Consider the following 18,418-nt stretch of genomic DNA (forward strand, 5'->3'; position numbering starts at 1 on the left):
AAGCAACGTCTGTATCAATTATTTTTTTTGAAGTGTAAGATGAACTCCTGTGGCACAAAAACAACTGTTTTGCATTAAAAATGATTCGAAGTAGGCGATAAAACTACCGGCAACAAGTAAGCTATTCAGGAGCTTTGCTTTAATACTTTTACTTCCGGAACTGCTGTTGTAGTATTTGTTTCCTGTCCAGAATATTGAACTGATTTTCTTATTTAACAGTGCGCTAAACAATATATAATCCATAATACTGCCCATCAAATGAAAGCTGAATTTTTTTTGGATTGTAACAAACCTTCCGCTAAACAAAGCTTCGGCACTTTTTCTTGAAAACCGTTGTATATGCCCTACTGTTTTTTCTTTCGTATGAAATCCGAAAATTTTCTCACCAAGCCAATAAACGGAATGGGCCTCGCAAGGAATAAAAGTATGAATAACACCTCCCGGCTTTAAGAACCGGTAACAGTCATCGATCATTTTTTGGGGATTTTCCAGGTGCTCGAGCACATCCAGCATAATAATGGCATCAAAAACATTTTCTTCGAAGTGAAGCTTTTCTGCATCACCAACAATAAAATTGATTTTCTTGTTTACATTAACAGCCTGAGCTTTTTTTATTGCAGGTTCACTGATATCAACTCCAATAAACTCTGAATGGGGAAATAGTTCTGCCAAAGAAAACAAAAACTTTCCTGCCCCACAACCAACTTCCAGAATTTTTACCGGTGATGAAAAGGATAGGGCATGGTATAAATGGTCGAATTTTAATCTCGGAAAATCGTACCCGTTTTGATCAATGGCATGCCCCCAAACATGTTTTTCGTAATTAAACGCCTGCTGGCTGGAAAGATTAACACTCTTCATCGCAGCAATAATACTTAAAAGCCATTAATAAGAAATCCCTTCCTTTACAGAAGGGATTCTTTCAGCAGTTGGTTTCGGGTCTTTATTGTTTAATAAAACTAGAAGTGGTAAGCCCGTTCTTACCCATTATTCGAACATAATACATTCCCGCTTGCAAGTGAGAAATGTTAATCTCGTTACTAAATTGAACGGTCGAAATGTGTTTCAACACCTGACCGGATATATTGACAATGTCAATTTCGGATATGCTGCTTGGTTCTGAAAAATTTATGACAATTTTTTCGCTGGCGGGGTTTGGACTGATCCTTATCTGCTGTCCTGAGCCAACCCAAACTTTTGAAACTGCTGATAATTGCTGCCTGCCTTGGTTATCTATTGTTCTTAACCGATAGTAATTCCAACCACTAAATGGCTGTTCATCTACTTCGGTATATGCATAAAGAGCGGTTCCGCTTTTGGCAGATATTTTCCTGAAAACATCGAAGGCAAAGTTGTTTCTGCTTTTTTCAACCACAAACTCAACTTGCTCGTTATTTGTACTGGTCGACCAATCGAGCACAACGTCTGTTTTACGTGCTGTTGCCTTAAAAGTTGAAAGATCGAATGGCAGCGGATTTTCATTAAAATCGGTACTGCCTAACGTAAAATAGTTAAAGATTGATGGGCCGCCCGTCCATGTAACACTACCGGAAGCAGCTGTACCGATGCCCGTGCCTCCAAAAGTATCACCCCACTGTGTTCCGTTGAACTGTACAGCTACGATTGTTGATGGTTGCGTTACGTAGCCGACATTGCAGGGGCTTTGTGTAGTCCATGTAAGCTCTACTCCTGCGTTTGTACCAGACTCTTTGGTTAACGACCAGTATTCACAACGACTAACCCTTTGCAACCCGGCAGTTTTAGCCGCATTGCTGATTGCTCCACGTAAATAAGAATCAGCACGATAAAACATAGCTGTATAAGAAGACGAAGCATCTCCTGTTGCAGTAATGCCAATTGTACGGTGATGATATTCTGACCCTACAATTACACCTGTGGGAAACGTAAATGCTGTACCGCCTTTTTTTCGAACAGGACCATTTACAAAAGAAGATACGCTACCTGTTGTTGAAACGGCGGAGCTCTCGATAACAAGTAAATTGGTCGTACTTGTAGTTATAACACCGGTTGTTAATGTTATTTGCCCGGTAATACCAACCGGACAATTTAGGGTAAGAATATTCGAAGCTGCATCTTTCTCCATTAACAGGTAGCTAAAGTTTTGTGTTGGTACACCTGCTGTAATAGTAGTGTTTGGAGTGTTGATTGAGGAGCTAACGGAACCTTTAAAGAAAACAGCTCTACTATTATCGTTGTACGAGCCATTGCTGTACCGGGTAAAGTCGCCATTTAACCACAGATCGCCTCCAATAACTGTTGACAGTTGCAATACGCTGCCATTTGAAGCTGCATCAGTTGAACCAATTACCAGGTTTCCTAACACAGAAAGTGGAACTTGCATTCCGTTATTTAAATAAACCTGTCCGCTGCCATTTGCATTTCCAATAGTAAGGGTTCCGGCAATCTCAAGCCTTGAAGGGGAAATTGCATTTGTATTAAGATTTAAAACAGTACCACCTTGAACAGTTACATTATATGGATATCCCTGGTTACTTAAACTTCCCCATTCTACATTTCTACCATACGTACCTCCCGTATTATAAACAAGCGAAGAACCTGTTTGGTAATAAGGTGCGTCTGAAACATAAGCTCCTGTATTAAGTTGCAAGCGGTTCATGATTGTAGCAGAATGTGTTGTTACCCCGTTAAAATCAACACCTCCACTATTTAGAATTACGGAATACAAAAAAGGATTCCCGGTAGAATACCCCTGCGTGGTACCATTACCCAAAAACTCAATATTTCCGGCCGAAGCGTCATTGGGGTTGTTTGCCCCATTGCCGTAAATATTTCCTCCGCTTGCAATACGCAATGTTTGATTTGTGCCCGAAGCAAAGAGGCCGTTATTTAGGTAAAGCGCTGTTGCAGTTGTGTTGTTAACAGTTAGAGTTACTGTTCTGTTTCCTGTTGTGCCGGTATTGGCAATAGTAAATGTATTAACAGTATTGGCTACAGGCGTGGTTGTAAAGTTGCCGGTAAGCTGGTTAGTACTGCCATTATAAATGTAGTTTGCACCGCTGCTATATGTACGGGTAGAAGTTTGAATATTCCCCACTCCTGATGAAGTAATACCATCGGCCGAACCTATTCCTAATGTACCTCCACTTGCCAGAATAAAGTCGGCCCCGCCAGATATAACAAAGGTTGAGCAATTTAATCTTGCTCCATCTGCAACCGTAAAATCGTAGGTGTTGCCGTTAATTGTTTTGTTGGAACTCAAGGTAACGTTTGCAGCACTTGCAATTTGCAAACCGCCACTATTTAAAGATATAGCGCCCGATCCGCCCAGTTCAGCATCTGTACCGGTTATATAAAAAGTACCCGATGAAGCTTGAGTAATATTTCCTGTTCCTGTTATACCATCTCTAAAATATTTTGCGCCTGTTCCATTCCATGTTAAAGATGCTGTCACTTCAAGCAATCCGTAAATATTTGTCTGACTGTTTGAACCTATACTTGGGCTTTGTGATATTCTGAAAATCGGCTTTTCAGCCCCATTATTGTTTCTGAAATACTCTATTCCAATTGTTTCAAAAGCATCGGTTGTATTCCATTGAAAGATGCTGCCTGTTTTAAATTCGCAATTTAAATTACTTAAGAAAGCAATATTGTCTGAATTGCTACCTGTATTATCATCTGCTCTTATAATTCCTCCACTATTAACAATATAAGTACCTGACCCCGATGGCATTTCACCATTGATTACATAAGTACCGTTAATAATCATGTCGGTTCCGGATGAATTGTCGTTAATTGAAAAAGCAATTCCTGTAGAGTGATTTAACACAGCTCCGGACTCAATAGTTAATTGATCTGCGGTAACTGCATTTACAATTGTGACAGTGTGGGTATTTTTGATAGTTATTGTATTAGCCAAGTTTGTAGGTATCAACGTAGAATTTATCCAGCTACTTCCATCCCCTGAGCTTTCCCAAGTTGAAGCAACTCCCCAATCACCATTTTGCTTTGATCTGAAATGGTCTGTTGAATTGCTAAGTGTAATTGGAGTACTTGTTGCCGAAACTGAAAAATTATCAATTCCTATTGCCTGTCCGTTTGTTGAACCGCCTGAACCTGTAAATGTCCAGCGTAGATAATAGACAGAGCCATTAAGAATGCTCAAACCAGAAACTGAAAAAGACTTTGAAGCAGCAGTTGGCGGATTATAAACTGTTGTATTTGCAGCATCGGCAGTATAAGATTGATTGCCTGCTGTTTCAGATGCCCAACTAGCTCCATCTGACCCATGATAAAATAACCAGTCAAATGCTCTTGACCCCGAACGATACTTCTCATAATCAAAAGAGATATTTAATGACGTTAGAGTAGACCCGGTGTTATTGACTATCTGAAGCATTATCGTTCTGGGAGACGAAAAAGAGCTGGAGGTTAAAAAGCCCAAAGAGCGATCTGTAGCACTGGCAGTTATGCCGTTAGCAAAATTATAAACAGCGCCGCTTGATGTACTTGTTAACACACCGGCACCTGTTGTACCCGCAGCCGCACCTGTAGCGCTTGTTCCAGCAGAAAATATTGAACCAGATGATACAACAAAACCAGACGGAAGAGCTGCAGTAGCAGAGGATCCCATTCCATCAAAATTTTGAGAGTAAGTTGTACTTACAGCTGCTATAGAAATTTGAGATCTTACAGATACAACTATAACAGAAAAAAAGAGTACGCCAAAAAACGCTTTCATCATTTGCTTTGGTTTTGGGGTTGTTTCCCGGGTTTAAAGCCAAACGTTTTCAGCGGATATTTAGAGAAGCTTTAAAGATAGTGTTTCGTTTCTGAAAAACCAGTATAAATACGTATTTTATCCTAAGCTTTCGGGTACCCGGTCTTGCCAAAACTTGTACGCATGCTACAGCAAAAGAGCAGGGTTACTATTTTCTATATCCTAACAAGAAGCCGTTTTCACAGCTATTTGGCAAAGGAAGGTTCAGGCGAAGTGCTTTATTCCGCTATTTTTGCAACTCTATGTGGGCCATTTGCAAAAAAGAATTCCGCCAGTTTTTCAGCAATCTTACGGGGTACATCACCATCATCCTTTTTCTTCTGTTGAACGGATTGTTCCTGTTTGTGTTTTCAAGTTTCAACATTCTCGACTTCGGCTATGCCACGCTGGAGAACTTCTTTAACCTGGCGCCTTATATTTTACTGCTTTTAATACCTGCTGTAACCATGCGTCTTTTCCCCGACGAAAAAAGAGCCGGCACGTTAGAGATCCTGTTTACCCGTCCGCTCACTGCCCGGCAAATTGTAATGGGTAAGTTTATTGCTTCTTTGTTTGTAGTGCTTATTGCACTGTTACCAACACTCACTTACCTGTTTACCATTAAGGCAATGAGCGCCGAAGGCACGGTACTCGACATGGGCGGTATTACCGGATCGTACATTGGCTTGCTTTTTTTGTGCGCTGCATTTACAGCCATTGGTTTGTGTAGCAGCAGTTTTACCGGCAACCCGGTTGTTGCGTTTTTGTTGAGTGCATTTTTGTGTTTTGTGCTTTACAGCGGCTTTGGTGCTTTAAGCAAACTTGGTGGTACTGGCATCGACTACATTGTTGAAATGATTGGCATGGAATTTCATTACCGCAGTTTATCAAAAGGTGTAATCGACAGTCGTGATCTTGTTTATTTCCTCAGCATTATCTGTTTTACTTTATTCATTACCATACAACGCATTGGCCGCAAAAACTAAGCAGCAATGAACAAACTCTTTTCTTCAAAATACAGTTGGGCTATTGTACTGTTGGCGTTGATTGTTGCAAACGTACTCTCCTCTTCAACCCGTACACGCTGGGATCTTACAGCTGAGCAGCGTTATTCGCTTTCGCCCCAAACAAAAGCATTGTTGAAAAATATTGATACGATTATTGAAGTAGATGTTTTTCTGAAAGGTGACTTCCGTTCTTCTTTCAGAAAACTGCGTAACAGCACAGGCGACCTATTAAACGAGATGAAAGAATTCAGCCGTGGCAAACTGCAGATCAATTACAAGTCGGTTGATGAGATGTTTAACGATGAAGCAAAGAACTTCATGTTTACAGAAGTGATGAACGAACTGCGGATGAATGGCGTAAATGTTGACAGCCTCATGCAAACCAAAGTCAACTTTCGTGAAGAAGTGATTCAGCAAATGATGGGCGATTCGTTAAAAGCATTGGGTATTTTACCGTACACACTCGAAGTACAGGAAAAAGAAGAAGCAACAACGCAACGTGTTATCTATCCATCGGCATTGGTACGCAAAGGCAGCCGTGTTATTTCAATTGACTTATTAAGCGGCAAAACTGAATACAGCCGTGATCCGTTAACAGGAAGTCTTGTTACTGATGAAGCAAAAAGTATCAGCAATGCAGAAGCCTTACTTGAATTTAAATTTGCCGATGCCATTGAAAAAATTCAACGTAAGCAAAAACCATTCATTGGCTATCTAACAGGCAACGGAGAGCCGATGGGCCCGGAAACATTTGATCTTGTACAAACATTAGATGCCGATTATCAATTCCGTATTGTTGATCCAACGAAAGCAACCGTTATACCCAAAGAGCTTTCTGCAATTCTTATTGTAAAACCAACAATTGGTTTTTCTGATTCGGTAAAGATGAAGATCGATCAGTACATTATGCAGGGCGGTAAAGTACTGTGGTTTTTAGATATGCTACATGCTGAAAAAGACAGTCTTGCATTTGTTGCACAAACGCTGGCATACGATCGTGGATTAAATCTTGATGATCTGTTATTCAAGTACGGTGTGCGCATTAACCGTGATCTTTTGCAGGATATGCAATGCGATCTTAGCAAACTCGTTGTAGGTAATGCAGGCGGACAGCCGCAATTGGCCGATGTGCCGTTCAACTATTACCCCTTGCTTACTGCAACCGGCAATCATTCCATTACCAAAAATCTGGAGCCTGTATTAACACAGTTCACCAATACACTCGATACAGTAAAGGCTGATGGTATAACAAAAAACATTTTATTAACCTCCAGCGAAAATGCAAAGTTTGTAAGCACCCCTGCAATTATAAGTCTGCAGGAATTGCAAACAATTGAAGACCCGAAACTGTACACGAAAAAGAATTTACCTGCTGCCGTTTTACTGGAAGGTCGTTTTTCCAGCTTGTATGGCAACCGTGCTTCTGCCGAAATGCGTCAATACTTTACAACAGCTTATGGTTCGTTTAAAACGCAAAGCAACGAACCAACACAACAACTTATTATTGGCGATGGCGATGTTGTATTAAACAGCTTTACCAAACAGGAACCTTTCCCCATGGGTTACAGCCGTGTGCAGGAACGCAGCTTTGCCAACAAAGCGTTTTTACAAAACACATTGGAATATATGACGGGCAATGCAGGTATTGTTGCACTACGTAATAAGGATGTGGCGTTGCGTTTATTAAATCCGCAAAAAGTTAATGAGCAACGTACACTGTGGCAGCTTATTAATATTGCAGTACCGGTATTGCTTGTTATTATTATCGGCATTGTATATATGCAATGGCGTAAGAAAGCATATAGCAGAAAAGCATAACAACTATTTACATAAGAATTATAAAAGAATGACTCCAACTCAAATTACCTATCTCGTTTTCGGCATTGTACTATTGCTTGCTATTGTATTCGATCTTGGCTTGTTAAGTAAAAAATCTGCGCAGCTTACAACTAAGCAAGCGTTAAAACAAACCATCTTCTGGGTTATTCTTGCACTTGGCTTTGCCGCATTTATGTGGTACGAAGATGGCAAACAGGCTGCACTGGAATATGTGAGTGCTTATTTAATGGAATGGAGCCTTAGTATCGATAACATTTTTGTGTTTGTACTCATCTTCAGTTTTTTTAAAGTAAAAGAACAATATATACCCCGTGTGTTACTGATTGGTGTATTGATGGCGATTGTTTTTCGTGTGGTGTTTATTACATTGGGTGTTGAACTGGTGAACCGTTTCCATTGGATTCTTTACATCTTTGGCGCCTTCCTTGTTTACACCGGTTTTAAAATGTTTACCACCAACCAGGAAGAAGAATTCGATCCGAAAGAAAGCAGTGTATATCTTTTCCTTAAAAAGTTTTTACCGATAACAATGGATGATGGCGATGGCAAGTATCGCATTAAGCAGCATGGCAAACCTGTTTACACCGCTTTGTTTGTAGTAGTGGTAATGCTGGCTACAACCGATATTGTATTTGCACTCGATTCTATCCCTGCTGTAATGGGTATTGTTGATCGAAAAAGCGATCATGCAGCATTGGTTATTTACACATCAAACGTATTTGCAGTATTAGGATTACGCTCTTTATTCTTCCTGCTGCGTGGTGCTGTGAGCAAATTCGATTTTCTGCAACAGGGTATTGCCATTGTACTTGTGTTCATTGGTATTAAAATGCTGGGCGAAGAATTAATTGGTACCGTTATCGACAAGCCAAGCCAGGTAATTATTTCATTGGTAGTTATTATTGCTTGTATCGGAGGTTCTATTCTTTATTCCATCTATCATAAAAAGAAAGGCACACCGCCCGATATGCCCTAACATACTTTTATGCTTCAGTATAACCTTCAACTTGTAGCCGAAATTATGCGGGCCCGCTTTTTACAGCAGGCTGCCGGCAACAATTTTGTAGAACATTTGCTTATCGACAGCCGCCGTGTTATTCATCCACCTGCTGCGCTGTTCTTTGCAATTGCTACTGTAAGAAGAGACGGGCACGATTTTATTAAAGAAGCATACAACAAAGGCGTACGTTCTTTTACTGTTGAGAAAGAAATAGACGTTCAGCAATTTCCTGAAGCATCTTTTCTTTTGGTAGATGATACCTTAAAAGCATTGCAACAACTGGCGGCTTATCATCGCAGGCAATTTTCAATTCCTGTAATTGGCATTACCGGCAGCAATGGCAAAACCATTGTAAAGGAGTGGCTCTATCAATTACTCAATGAGCAATACAGTATTGCCCGCAGTCCGAAGAGTTATAACTCGCAGGTTGGTGTGCCTTTAAGTGTGTGGCAATTACAGCCACAACATACACTCGCCATTTTTGAAGCGGGTATTTCGCAGAAAAATGAAATGAATGCATTGCAGGAAATCATTCAACCAACTATTGGCATATTAACCAATATTGGCGAAGCACATGCAGAAGGTTTTGCAGATGCTGCTGAAAAACTACGGGAAAAGCAACAGCTTTTTTCATCGGCAGAAACAGTTATCTGCTCAACAGAAAAACTGGAACCGCTCTCCTTTTTGCATGCAAATATTTACAACTGGGGATTCTCCGCTAACAATGCACTTGTTGTAAAAGCAATCAACAGGCAATTGTCGGAAACAACAATTGTGTTCAGTACAAACACAATTACAGATAATATTACCATTCCGTTTGTTGATGATGCCTCGATAGAAAATGCAGTTACCTGTCTTGCAGTTTGTATGTACTTACAAGTGTCCTTTGAACGCATCAAAGAAAAATTCCAGCAGCTGCGTCCTGTAAGTCTTCGACTCGAATTGAAAAGCGGCATTCACAATACAACCATCATTAACGACAGTTACAGTGCCGATCTTAGTTCGCTTACCATTGCACTCAACATGCTGCAGCAACAAGGTCAGCATCTGCAACGTACTGTTATTATATCCGATTTCCAATTAACACCGGAACAGGAAACTGCCACCTACCGGTCTATTGCAGAATTATTACTGCAGCACAAAGTACAGCGGTTGCTTACAGTAGGACCACGTACAAAAGCATTGCTTGTTCCTCTGCTTAATTCTTCCATCAACAGCATCAGTTTCGATACTACACCTGCATTGGCACAACAGATCGAAAACATTTCGTTCCAAAACGAAACCATCTTGTTAAAAGGAGCCCGTGTATTTGAACTGGACAGTATTGCACAACTGCTCGAACAAAAAACACATCAAACAGTACTCGAAATAAATCTCAGTGCTATTACACGTAACATTCGTGCACACCAGCAATTACTAAAGCCCTCAACAAAGATCATGGCAATGGTAAAAGCATTTTCGTATGGCAGCGGCAGTTACGAAATTGCCAACCTGCTGCAGTTTATGAAAGCTGATTACCTGGCTGTAGCATTTACTGATGAAGGTGTTGCCCTGCGTAAAGCAGGTATCAGCTTACCAATCATGGTCATGAATCCTGAGCCTGTTACGTTTGATGCGTTGATCGATTATAATCTTGAGCCGGAACTGTTTTCTTTTTCTATACTGCATGCGTTTGAAAGCTTTCTGGAAAAAGAAGGCATCAACAGCTATCCTGTACATATTAAAATTGATACGGGTATGCACAGGCTTGGCTTTATGCCTTCCGAGTTAGAAGAACTGGTTGCGGTTTTAAACCGCCAACAAACATTCAGCATACAATCTGTGTTCAGTCATTTAGCCGCAAGTGAAGATCCTGCAGAAGATGCGTTTACTTTACAGCAGGCAATGTTGTTTGAAGATGCTTGCAGTTATCTTGAAAATGCATTGGGTTATCCTTTCTTAAAACATTTAGATAATTCAAACGGAACCATCCGTCATCGGCAATTGCAATTCGACATGGTTCGTTTGGGAATTGGCATGTATGGTATAAGTTCGGCAGCCGCAAAACTGCAACTGGAAGAAGCACTCACACTTAAAACAACCATTGCACAAATAAAACAACTGCAGCCAGGCGACACAGTTGGCTACAACCGAAGAGGAGTTATTACAAAACCTTCAGTTATTGCTACGGTACGTATTGGCTATGCAGATGGTTATCCACGAAACCTCAGCAATGGTGTTGGCTATATGCTTGTACATGGGCAAAAAGCTCCGGTTATTGGCACCGTTTGTATGGACATGACCATGCTCGACATTACAGACCTAGTTGATGTAAAAGAAGGTGATGAAGTGATTGTATTTGGCCCTCAACTTTCTGTTACAACAGTAGCCAAACAAAGCGGAACCATTGCTTATGAAGTTATGACGGGTATAAATCAACGGGTGAAGCGTATATACTATGAAGAATAGGCTGACTTCAGCGCTTGTTTTCAACTCCCTATCTTTGTCAACTAAAAAAATCTAATTCGTGAGACTTCGCTACGTAATTTTTGTCATTCTGATTATTCTTTTCGCAGATCAAGGTTTAAAGATCTGGATCAAAACAAACATGCTGTACCAGGATGAAAAGTTCATTTTCGGCCGTTGGTTTCGCTTGTACTTTATTGAAAACGCAGGTATGGCCTATGGCTGGAAACTAGGCAATAGCGAATGGGCAAAAATGGCGCTTACACTTTTCCGTTTAGGTGCTGTTATTTTCGGCAGCTGGTACCTTGTAAAAATTGTAAAACAGAATTACCACAAAGGTTTTATTATTTGTGCTGCTTTAATTTATGCCGGTGCATTAGGCAACCTCATCGATAGTTTGTTTTATGGAATGATCTTCGACAAGGGCATGGTGTACAACGCCGCAACAGATAGTTATTTTGGTTACGATGGTTTAGCTAAAGCTACAGGAAAAGGATATTCCTCTTTTCTGCATGGCCATGTAGTAGACATGTTGTACTTCCCTCTTATTGAAAATAAAATTTTGCCCGATTGGGTTCCTGTATGGGGTGGAAAACCATTTACGTTTTTCCAGGCTATTTTTAACATTGCCGATGCTTCTATTTCTACCGGTGTAATAACAATTCTATTGTTTCAAAAACGCTTTTTCAAACACCGTAACGAAGAAGAAACTACTACCACTGTTGAAACCGATTCGGAAGTAAGTGATGATAAGCAAGTGATGTAAAAAATATTTGCAATAAAAGAAGAAGCCCCGCAATTAATCGGGGCTTCTTCTTTATTATAATTTCTGAATAATGCGATGTACAGCTCCCGATGCCGACATAACCCGCAACAGGTAGGAACCTCTGGCAAGGTTTTGAGGAATATCGAACGACACTGCGTTTGCACCTTTATTAACTGTTATCTTTTTATTTACAACCGGATGTCCCAATGCATCGGTTAACTGCAGCTCTACAACTTCGGCCAGCGATGCATTTAACTGGAAGCTCACTTTGCTTACAAATGGATTAACAAGGTTTGTAATTTCCAATTGATGTGCAGGATCAACAACCACAGAAAGAGTATTGCTGTATTTATTGCTTTCTGTTGCAAAGCTCACCATCTTTAAACGGTAATACACTTTACCTGCAACAGAAACAGGATCGTTAAACAAATAAGCAGTTTCGTTTACGCCAATACCTTTTGCATTAACAAAGCCGATATAGCTGAAGTGCACACCATCGTTACTACGCTCAACTTCATACCCTTTTAAGCTTTCGTTTTTTGTTTTCCAGGTAAGAACACTCTTATCGCCATTTAAGTCCACATTAAACTTCAACATTTCTGCAGGCAATACGGCGCAACCTGAACTTGCAAGGTTTACCATGATCACATCATCGGTATTAAATACTGCACAAGAGTTAGACAATCCACTTTGTGTAGTTGCTACACGAATGCGATAACGATGACCATTACTTGCACTGTTGGCAACGATCGATGGATAAGAAACAGTATCTCTGTAAGTGCTGCCCATGTTAGTATAGCTGAACGATTGTGCTCCAGATACAAGCGGTGCTGCCGACCAAGTGTTACCACCATCAGTACTTCTTTCCCATTGGTAGTATTGATACATGTTATAATACGATTCTACATACACCCGCATATCAACCTGGCCATTGTCACAAAATGTTTGACTTGCATTTGGCGTCATTTGCATAGAGGGTGAACAGGTTTTAAACGAAATATCATCAATTGCCCAATCGTTACCACCTGCGCCCGGTGCGTTATTTCTTAACGTAAGCGTAAACGATGTAGTTACTGAATCTGTTTTATATACAAATGCTCTCTTCACCCAATTATTCAATGTATCTGACCCTGTTTGTGTACCACCCAAACCTTGGTATTGCAAGTCACCGGTTGAATAATAATCGAGATTATTTACTTTAATTGCAACGTTTGGTTTTACCCCTGAAGAATCGCCGGTTCCAGTTGCCAAATAAATATTATCGCCTCCGCCATAAAAAGATCCGGTTCCATCATAATCTGCACCGCACTTATAACAAACATTTTTAAACCAAGCCGAAACTTCGTAATACGTATTCGGACATGCATTTGCAACGTTGAACTGAAAGGCTGTATCTGTACGATACGATGAGTTGACCACCATCATATAACCACAAGGATTGGTTGCGCTCACAGGCAATGAACTATTGCAAGGAGGATTTCCTTTGTTTTGATCGGCAGCTCCAGTATGATCACCGCTTATATCCCAAACATTAAATACTCTTTGCGGGATTGAACTCTGTTTTTGATATGTTTGTGTAACTACCGTGCCAGATGACGCAGTATTATTGGTTATACCATAATAGTTGTCCTGTGGTGCACTGGCACTAAAGTTTACGAAAGTATACTTGGTATTTGCTGAAGCATTCCTGTTTGTTTGGTTTGTTCCTGTGGCTGTACCAAAAGTTCCGTTATATTCATCGCCAATAACATTTGTTGCAGATACAGCGTTCGGGCAAACCGAAGGGCTTGCATATACAATCAAACTATCTCTCGGAAAAACCACTTCAACAAAAGAACCGGTACTTTGATTTCGATACCTGAAAGACCCGCCACCAAAATTGATCCTTGTTCCTTCCACACCGGTAACCTGCACACGATAGGTGGCCATTACAAGATGAAAACCGCTTCCCTTTGGCAAAGTAGTATTGTAAATCGCAGTACCTCCTCTTGCAGAAGTTGGACTCGCACCCATAAAAATGCGGATGTTCGCATCAGATGCTGCACCGGTTCCTGTTGCATGTCCTGCATCATCACCAGTTGCATCAGTATAGGCCGATGCTCCAATCGGATAAATTTTTCCTTCATTCGTACGCAATGCAACTGTACCCGATTGGTATGTTAATCCCGCTCCTGCTTTTAATGTATCCTGAAACGATAAACTATCGATAGTACCTGCACTTAAATACAAAGTGGAACGAATCTCAAGAATATCGCCAACATCAATACTTCCCCCACCATTACTTTTTGTAACGTTCGTATAACTTTTAGATGTTTCAATAGTAACGCTTGAACTGGCTGCATCCTGAACACAAAGTGTAAACGTCCACGTATTTGCAGGCGTGCCCGATTGGTTGTAAAAAACTCTGATGTAATATGTTTGACCAACTGTTAACCCTGCACCACTGTTAAGCGCACTCGTTGTAATAGTACTTGACCCTGTACTGGTAAGCAGCGTACACGACATCGATGTGTAAGCATTCGTACAAAGTGAAGAAGCAGAAAGTAATTGAACAATTGCCCTGTTACCACTACCTCCACCACCATTGGCAGCGGGGATACCGATATTATTAAAGACAATACTTGGGTAAGCTGTTTGTGCAACAAAACTATACCATACATCAGAAGCACTTGCGTTATTACCACATGTGCTTGTTATTTGTGCACCGGTTGATGCTGTTGCATTAAACAATGTACCACTAACAGGATTGCAGACTGTACTGCTTGTTAACGATTGTGGTGTTGAACACGCATCGTTTGCAGGAGCCGCCGTTGTGGAGTTTGTAACACAAATATTAAATACTGCAACACCTCCTGTACCCGAAGGATCGGTTGCTGCATTAGATACACGTATGTAATAGGTAACGCCTGCAACAAATAAAGTAGATGAGTAAGTGGAAGATGATGCGCAGCCAAACTGAACAAGACTTCCGCATGCGCCTGTATAAACATGAACTCTCGGACTGGCGATATTAGAACCTAAACTGTTAACATTAATATTATGCGTGGTTGATGTTGCAGTAAAGCGATACCAAACATCATACATTGTACCTGTACATGTAGCAGTTGGTGTAGCTGCGTTTGCAGTTGCCAGATCTAATGTACCTGCGGTGTTTGTACATGCTGCACCTGGTGTTAACGTTACTGCTCCGGAACATTCATCGTTAGCCGGTCCGTTTTGTACGCAAATATCAAAGTTCCATGCAGTAGATGGAATTACAGTTGGGCTTGCACTTGTATACACACGCACATAATAAAATGTACCGGCTGTTAAACCTGTAACATTTAACCTGCTTGCAGCTGTACCACATGCTAAAGAAGTATAGGTGCCGCAAGAGCCACTTAACACTTGTATATACGTATTTGATGTTGTAAGGCTTGCTCCACGGTTGCTGAGTGTAACCGCATGCGTACTTGCTGTTGCCTGGAATCGATACCAAACATCGTACAAAGAACCGGAGCCACATGTTGTAGTAACGCCGGAGCTGGCAGTTGCGTAAAACAAATTGCCCGTAACATTTGTACAGGCTATTCCCGATGTAAGTAATACAGAACTTGCACACTCATCATTTGCCGGAGGCGCTATAGGATGTGTAATACAAAGATCCAATTTGTAATTACCGGCACCACCAAACGCACCGTACTGTGATATACGTAAATAATACGTTGCACCAACTGTTAAACCGGTTTGTGTTAATGATGTATGCGGTGAAGAAGAACACGCAACAGATGTAAGCGAACCACAACTACCACTGTATAATTGAATACGAGGAGCAGTTATACGGGTTCCGATATTGCTTAATGTAATAGTATGCGATGTACTTTGAGCAGTAAAACTATACCAGTAATCATTGTAAGTTCCTGCTGCCTCGCAACCTGCAGGAATTCCTGAACTTGCGGTAGCGCTACTTAAGTTAATATTGGTATTGTTACAGCCTGTAGATGACACGAGTGCCTGAGCGCTCGTGCATTCATTTTGAGCAAAAATTATTGTAAAGGGATACGCTGCAAGCAATAAAGCAAGCATTGCCGTTCGAAAAAACATAGGATACAAGTGCAATTTCATCTTGGTGGTTGATTAGGATAATGGTATTCTATTACAAAAATCAACAAACAACCTTTATTAACCTAGAGTAAAACCTCTAAATATATCAGTAAAAACCACCACACTCAAAATCGCATTTTAACTACTCTAACCATATAAGCCTGAGCTTTTTCGTTAACTACCAATGAATTACTTTCTCTTGCAGAATTGTATTGCCAACGGTTATCCGTAACAGATAAACCGCATTTTGGAGTTTATAAGCATCGTCAATCATAATATAATTAACGCCGGTAAAAAGTTGTTGCGTCAATTTTCTGTGCACTCTTCCTTCCATATCAATCAGCTGTACTTCCGCTTTTTGTCTGTTATTGCTTGTTACTTCAGCTACAAGTTGATGATAAAACGGGTTACTACGTATTTTCAGTTCAAGTTCTTTACCTGTTCGGTTTACAAGTTGCACCGAGCTGTATTTACTTCCTGCTGCTGTAATCATTTTAATCCGGTAATATATACGTCCGCTACTATTCGCAGCAGTACTTGAATCTGTCCACTTGTAAAAGGCACTATTATTTCCACTTACTCGGCCTGCTTCAAAAAAGCGACGCCCATCAGCACTTCTTTCTATACTATATATTGTATTTAATGCTTCATCTGAAATTTTCCAGTTAAGCAAACCATTGCCTTGAACAATATTGGTATTGAAGAAAATAAACGTTGCAGGTAAAACATCGCAGGTTGAATGTACACCTACTGTAATAACATCGGTTGTATTATACGAAGCACAGCTGTTGTTTGAAAGATTGGAAGTTGAAGTAGCAACACGTATGCGATAGCGATGCCCGTTGTTGGCCGGGTTTGCAATAAAACTCGGGTACTCAACTGTATCTACATAGTAAGGAGAGTTGTATGTATAATTAAACGAGAGTGTAGTTGGTGATAGCGGTGCGTTATGCCAGGAACTTCCATTATCGTTACTTCGCTCCCATCGGTAATATTGATAGTTATTGTAAAACGATTGTACAACAACAGACATATCTACCTGTCCGTTTTGGCAGTACATTGGATTGTTTGATGGCCGCATATTAAGACCGGGTAAACAGGTTGCAAAAGCAACATCATCCATTACCCAATCGTTTCCGCCTCCACCCGGTGCATTGTTACGGATAACAATGTTAACTGATGTTTGAGATGATCCTGTTTTAAACAAGAATCCTTTTTTTGTCCATTGCCCGTTGTAATCAAGATTGCCTGTTGTATAATAATCAACTCCATCAACCTGGAAAGTGAGATTAGGTAATACTCCTGCCGAGTCGTTTGTTGATGGTACGGTTGGCAACAGGTAACTTTTAAAACCGGAGGTTCCTGATCCTTTGCCGGAAGTATCGCAACTGCAGCGCCTGCATATATTTCTGAACCATGCAGAAAATTCATAGTACGTATCGGGACACAATCCGCTTACAGTTTGCTGTACTGCATTATTAATGCCATATGCTGCATTTACCACAGCCATATACCCACCTGTTTGTCCTGCAGTAGTTGGAGCATTGCCCAAGAAAGGATTTGCAGCATTTGTATGATCGCCTATAATATCCCACACATTAAATAAGCGATTACTGTTGGGATAAACAAGATTTGTATTTGTACTTGCAGTAGGGCTTGTATTATTTGCAACAGTAAACATACTGTCGTTGGGTCCGTTTGAAGGGGCAGAAAATGCCCGCCACTGATAACCCGGTACAACAGTGCCTGCTGCCGGTGCTGGATTTAAATTTTGGGTAGTACCGCTTCCGAAGTTTCCTCCATTACCTGTAATTGAATTGGCACCAACTGCATCGCAAACAGGTAATGCATCAGAAACCATAACCGTCATTCTGTTGAGATAACGGGCAATACTTGGCAGTGTTACTTCACTTGCAGTATTGGCGGTTTTATAACGGAAAGCCCCGCCGGGAATTGTAAATGTGTTTCCAATTGCTGCATTTACAGTAACTCTGTATGTAATCATAATAATGCAGGTTCCGCCATAAAAACTGGGTCGTCCTGTTTGGTAAATCCGGCAACCCGATGCGGCCGGAAGCACATCAATTGCGTTAGGTGCTGCAACAGCATTATAAGCTGCAGTTTGTCCGCCACCACTTCTGGTTAAGCTTCCAAGGTTTACACGCAAAACACCTGCGTTGTATCTTGCTTCATCATCTCCTCCTGCGTCTGTAAGCAATCCTGTTGGTTGCAATGGCGTACCATAGTTCATTCCTTCATTTGTTGTAAAGCGGATGGAGTTGGCTATATAAGTTGTGCCTGTTGGAATCGTATCGTTGTACCGGGCAAAATAAACAGAGTTGCCTGATACTGCAATTACGGCACGTATTTCCAATTCATCGCCGGGCTGTATAGTGCCACCTGTTGGCCGTGTAATAGAAATGTAACTTTTACCTGTTTGCACAGATTGTGCATGTAATAAAATACATCCTGCATGAAGTGTATAAAAAAGAACCAATAATGTTGTGCGTAAAAATTTATTCATAAGCTATCGGATTAAA

9 protein-coding genes are annotated in these 18,418 nt (G+C 40.8%); 5 read left to right on the forward strand and 4 right to left on the reverse strand.

The window, feature by feature from the left end; genetic code table 11:
* Positions 1 to 18 precede the first annotated feature (18 nt).
* The gene (locus ESA94_RS14280) at positions 19 to 861 is read right to left on the reverse strand and encodes a class I SAM-dependent methyltransferase (protein WP_129131608.1); all 843 of its coding nucleotides are present in this window, start codon (positions 859 to 861) and stop codon (positions 19 to 21) included.
* Between the two features lie 82 nt (positions 862 to 943).
* Positions 944 to 4,723 (reverse strand): T9SS type A sorting domain-containing protein, encoded by a 3,780-nt coding sequence (locus ESA94_RS14285; protein ID WP_129131609.1) that lies wholly within the window; start codon positions 4,721 to 4,723, stop codon positions 944 to 946.
* A 278-nt stretch (positions 4,724 to 5,001) separates the two neighbouring features.
* On the opposite strand from ESA94_RS14285, the gene gldF reads away from it, so the two are divergent.
* The 5 genes from gldF to ESA94_RS14310 are packed head-to-tail and all read left to right on the forward strand — an operon-like array spanning position 5,002 to position 11,795.
* Positions 5,002 to 5,724 carry a gliding motility-associated ABC transporter permease subunit GldF gene (gene gldF, locus ESA94_RS14290; protein WP_129131610.1) on the forward strand — a complete coding sequence of 241 codons (723 nt, stop codon included), beginning with the start codon at positions 5,002 to 5,004 and terminating at the stop codon, positions 5,722 to 5,724.
* 6 nt (positions 5,725 to 5,730) lie between these two features.
* On the forward strand, positions 5,731 to 7,563 hold the full coding sequence (gene gldG / locus ESA94_RS14295; protein WP_129131611.1) for a gliding motility-associated ABC transporter substrate-binding protein GldG: 1,833 nt from the start codon (positions 5,731 to 5,733) through the stop codon (positions 7,561 to 7,563).
* Between the two features lie 28 nt (positions 7,564 to 7,591).
* Positions 7,592 to 8,560, forward strand: coding sequence for a TerC/Alx family metal homeostasis membrane protein (locus tag ESA94_RS14300; RefSeq protein WP_129131612.1), 969 nt, complete (start codon positions 7,592 to 7,594; stop codon positions 8,558 to 8,560).
* 9 nt (positions 8,561 to 8,569) lie between these two features.
* The gene (locus ESA94_RS14305) at positions 8,570 to 11,032 is read left to right on the forward strand and encodes a bifunctional UDP-N-acetylmuramoyl-tripeptide:D-alanyl-D-alanine ligase/alanine racemase (RefSeq protein WP_129131613.1); all 2,463 of its coding nucleotides are present in this window, start codon (positions 8,570 to 8,572) and stop codon (positions 11,030 to 11,032) included.
* A 58-nt stretch (positions 11,033 to 11,090) separates the two neighbouring features.
* Positions 11,091 to 11,795, forward strand: a complete 705-nt coding sequence (locus ESA94_RS14310) for a lipoprotein signal peptidase (RefSeq protein WP_129131614.1) — start codon at positions 11,091 to 11,093, stop codon at positions 11,793 to 11,795.
* A 54-nt stretch (positions 11,796 to 11,849) separates the two neighbouring features.
* Here the strand turns inward: ESA94_RS14310 and ESA94_RS14315 are convergent, their stop codons facing one another.
* Positions 11,850 to 15,899, reverse strand: a complete 4,050-nt coding sequence (locus ESA94_RS14315; RefSeq protein WP_129131615.1) for a T9SS type A sorting domain-containing protein — start codon at positions 15,897 to 15,899, stop codon at positions 11,850 to 11,852.
* Between the two features lie 157 nt (positions 15,900 to 16,056).
* Complete coding sequence (locus ESA94_RS14320; protein WP_129131616.1) at positions 16,057 to 18,402, reverse strand: T9SS type A sorting domain-containing protein; 2,346 nt, start codon at positions 18,400 to 18,402, stop codon at positions 16,057 to 16,059.
* Positions 18,403 to 18,418 lie beyond the last annotated feature (16 nt).

Source organism: Lacibacter luteus, assembly GCF_004118265.1.
Classification (GTDB): Bacteria; Bacteroidota; Bacteroidia; order Chitinophagales; family Chitinophagaceae; genus Lacibacter; species Lacibacter luteus.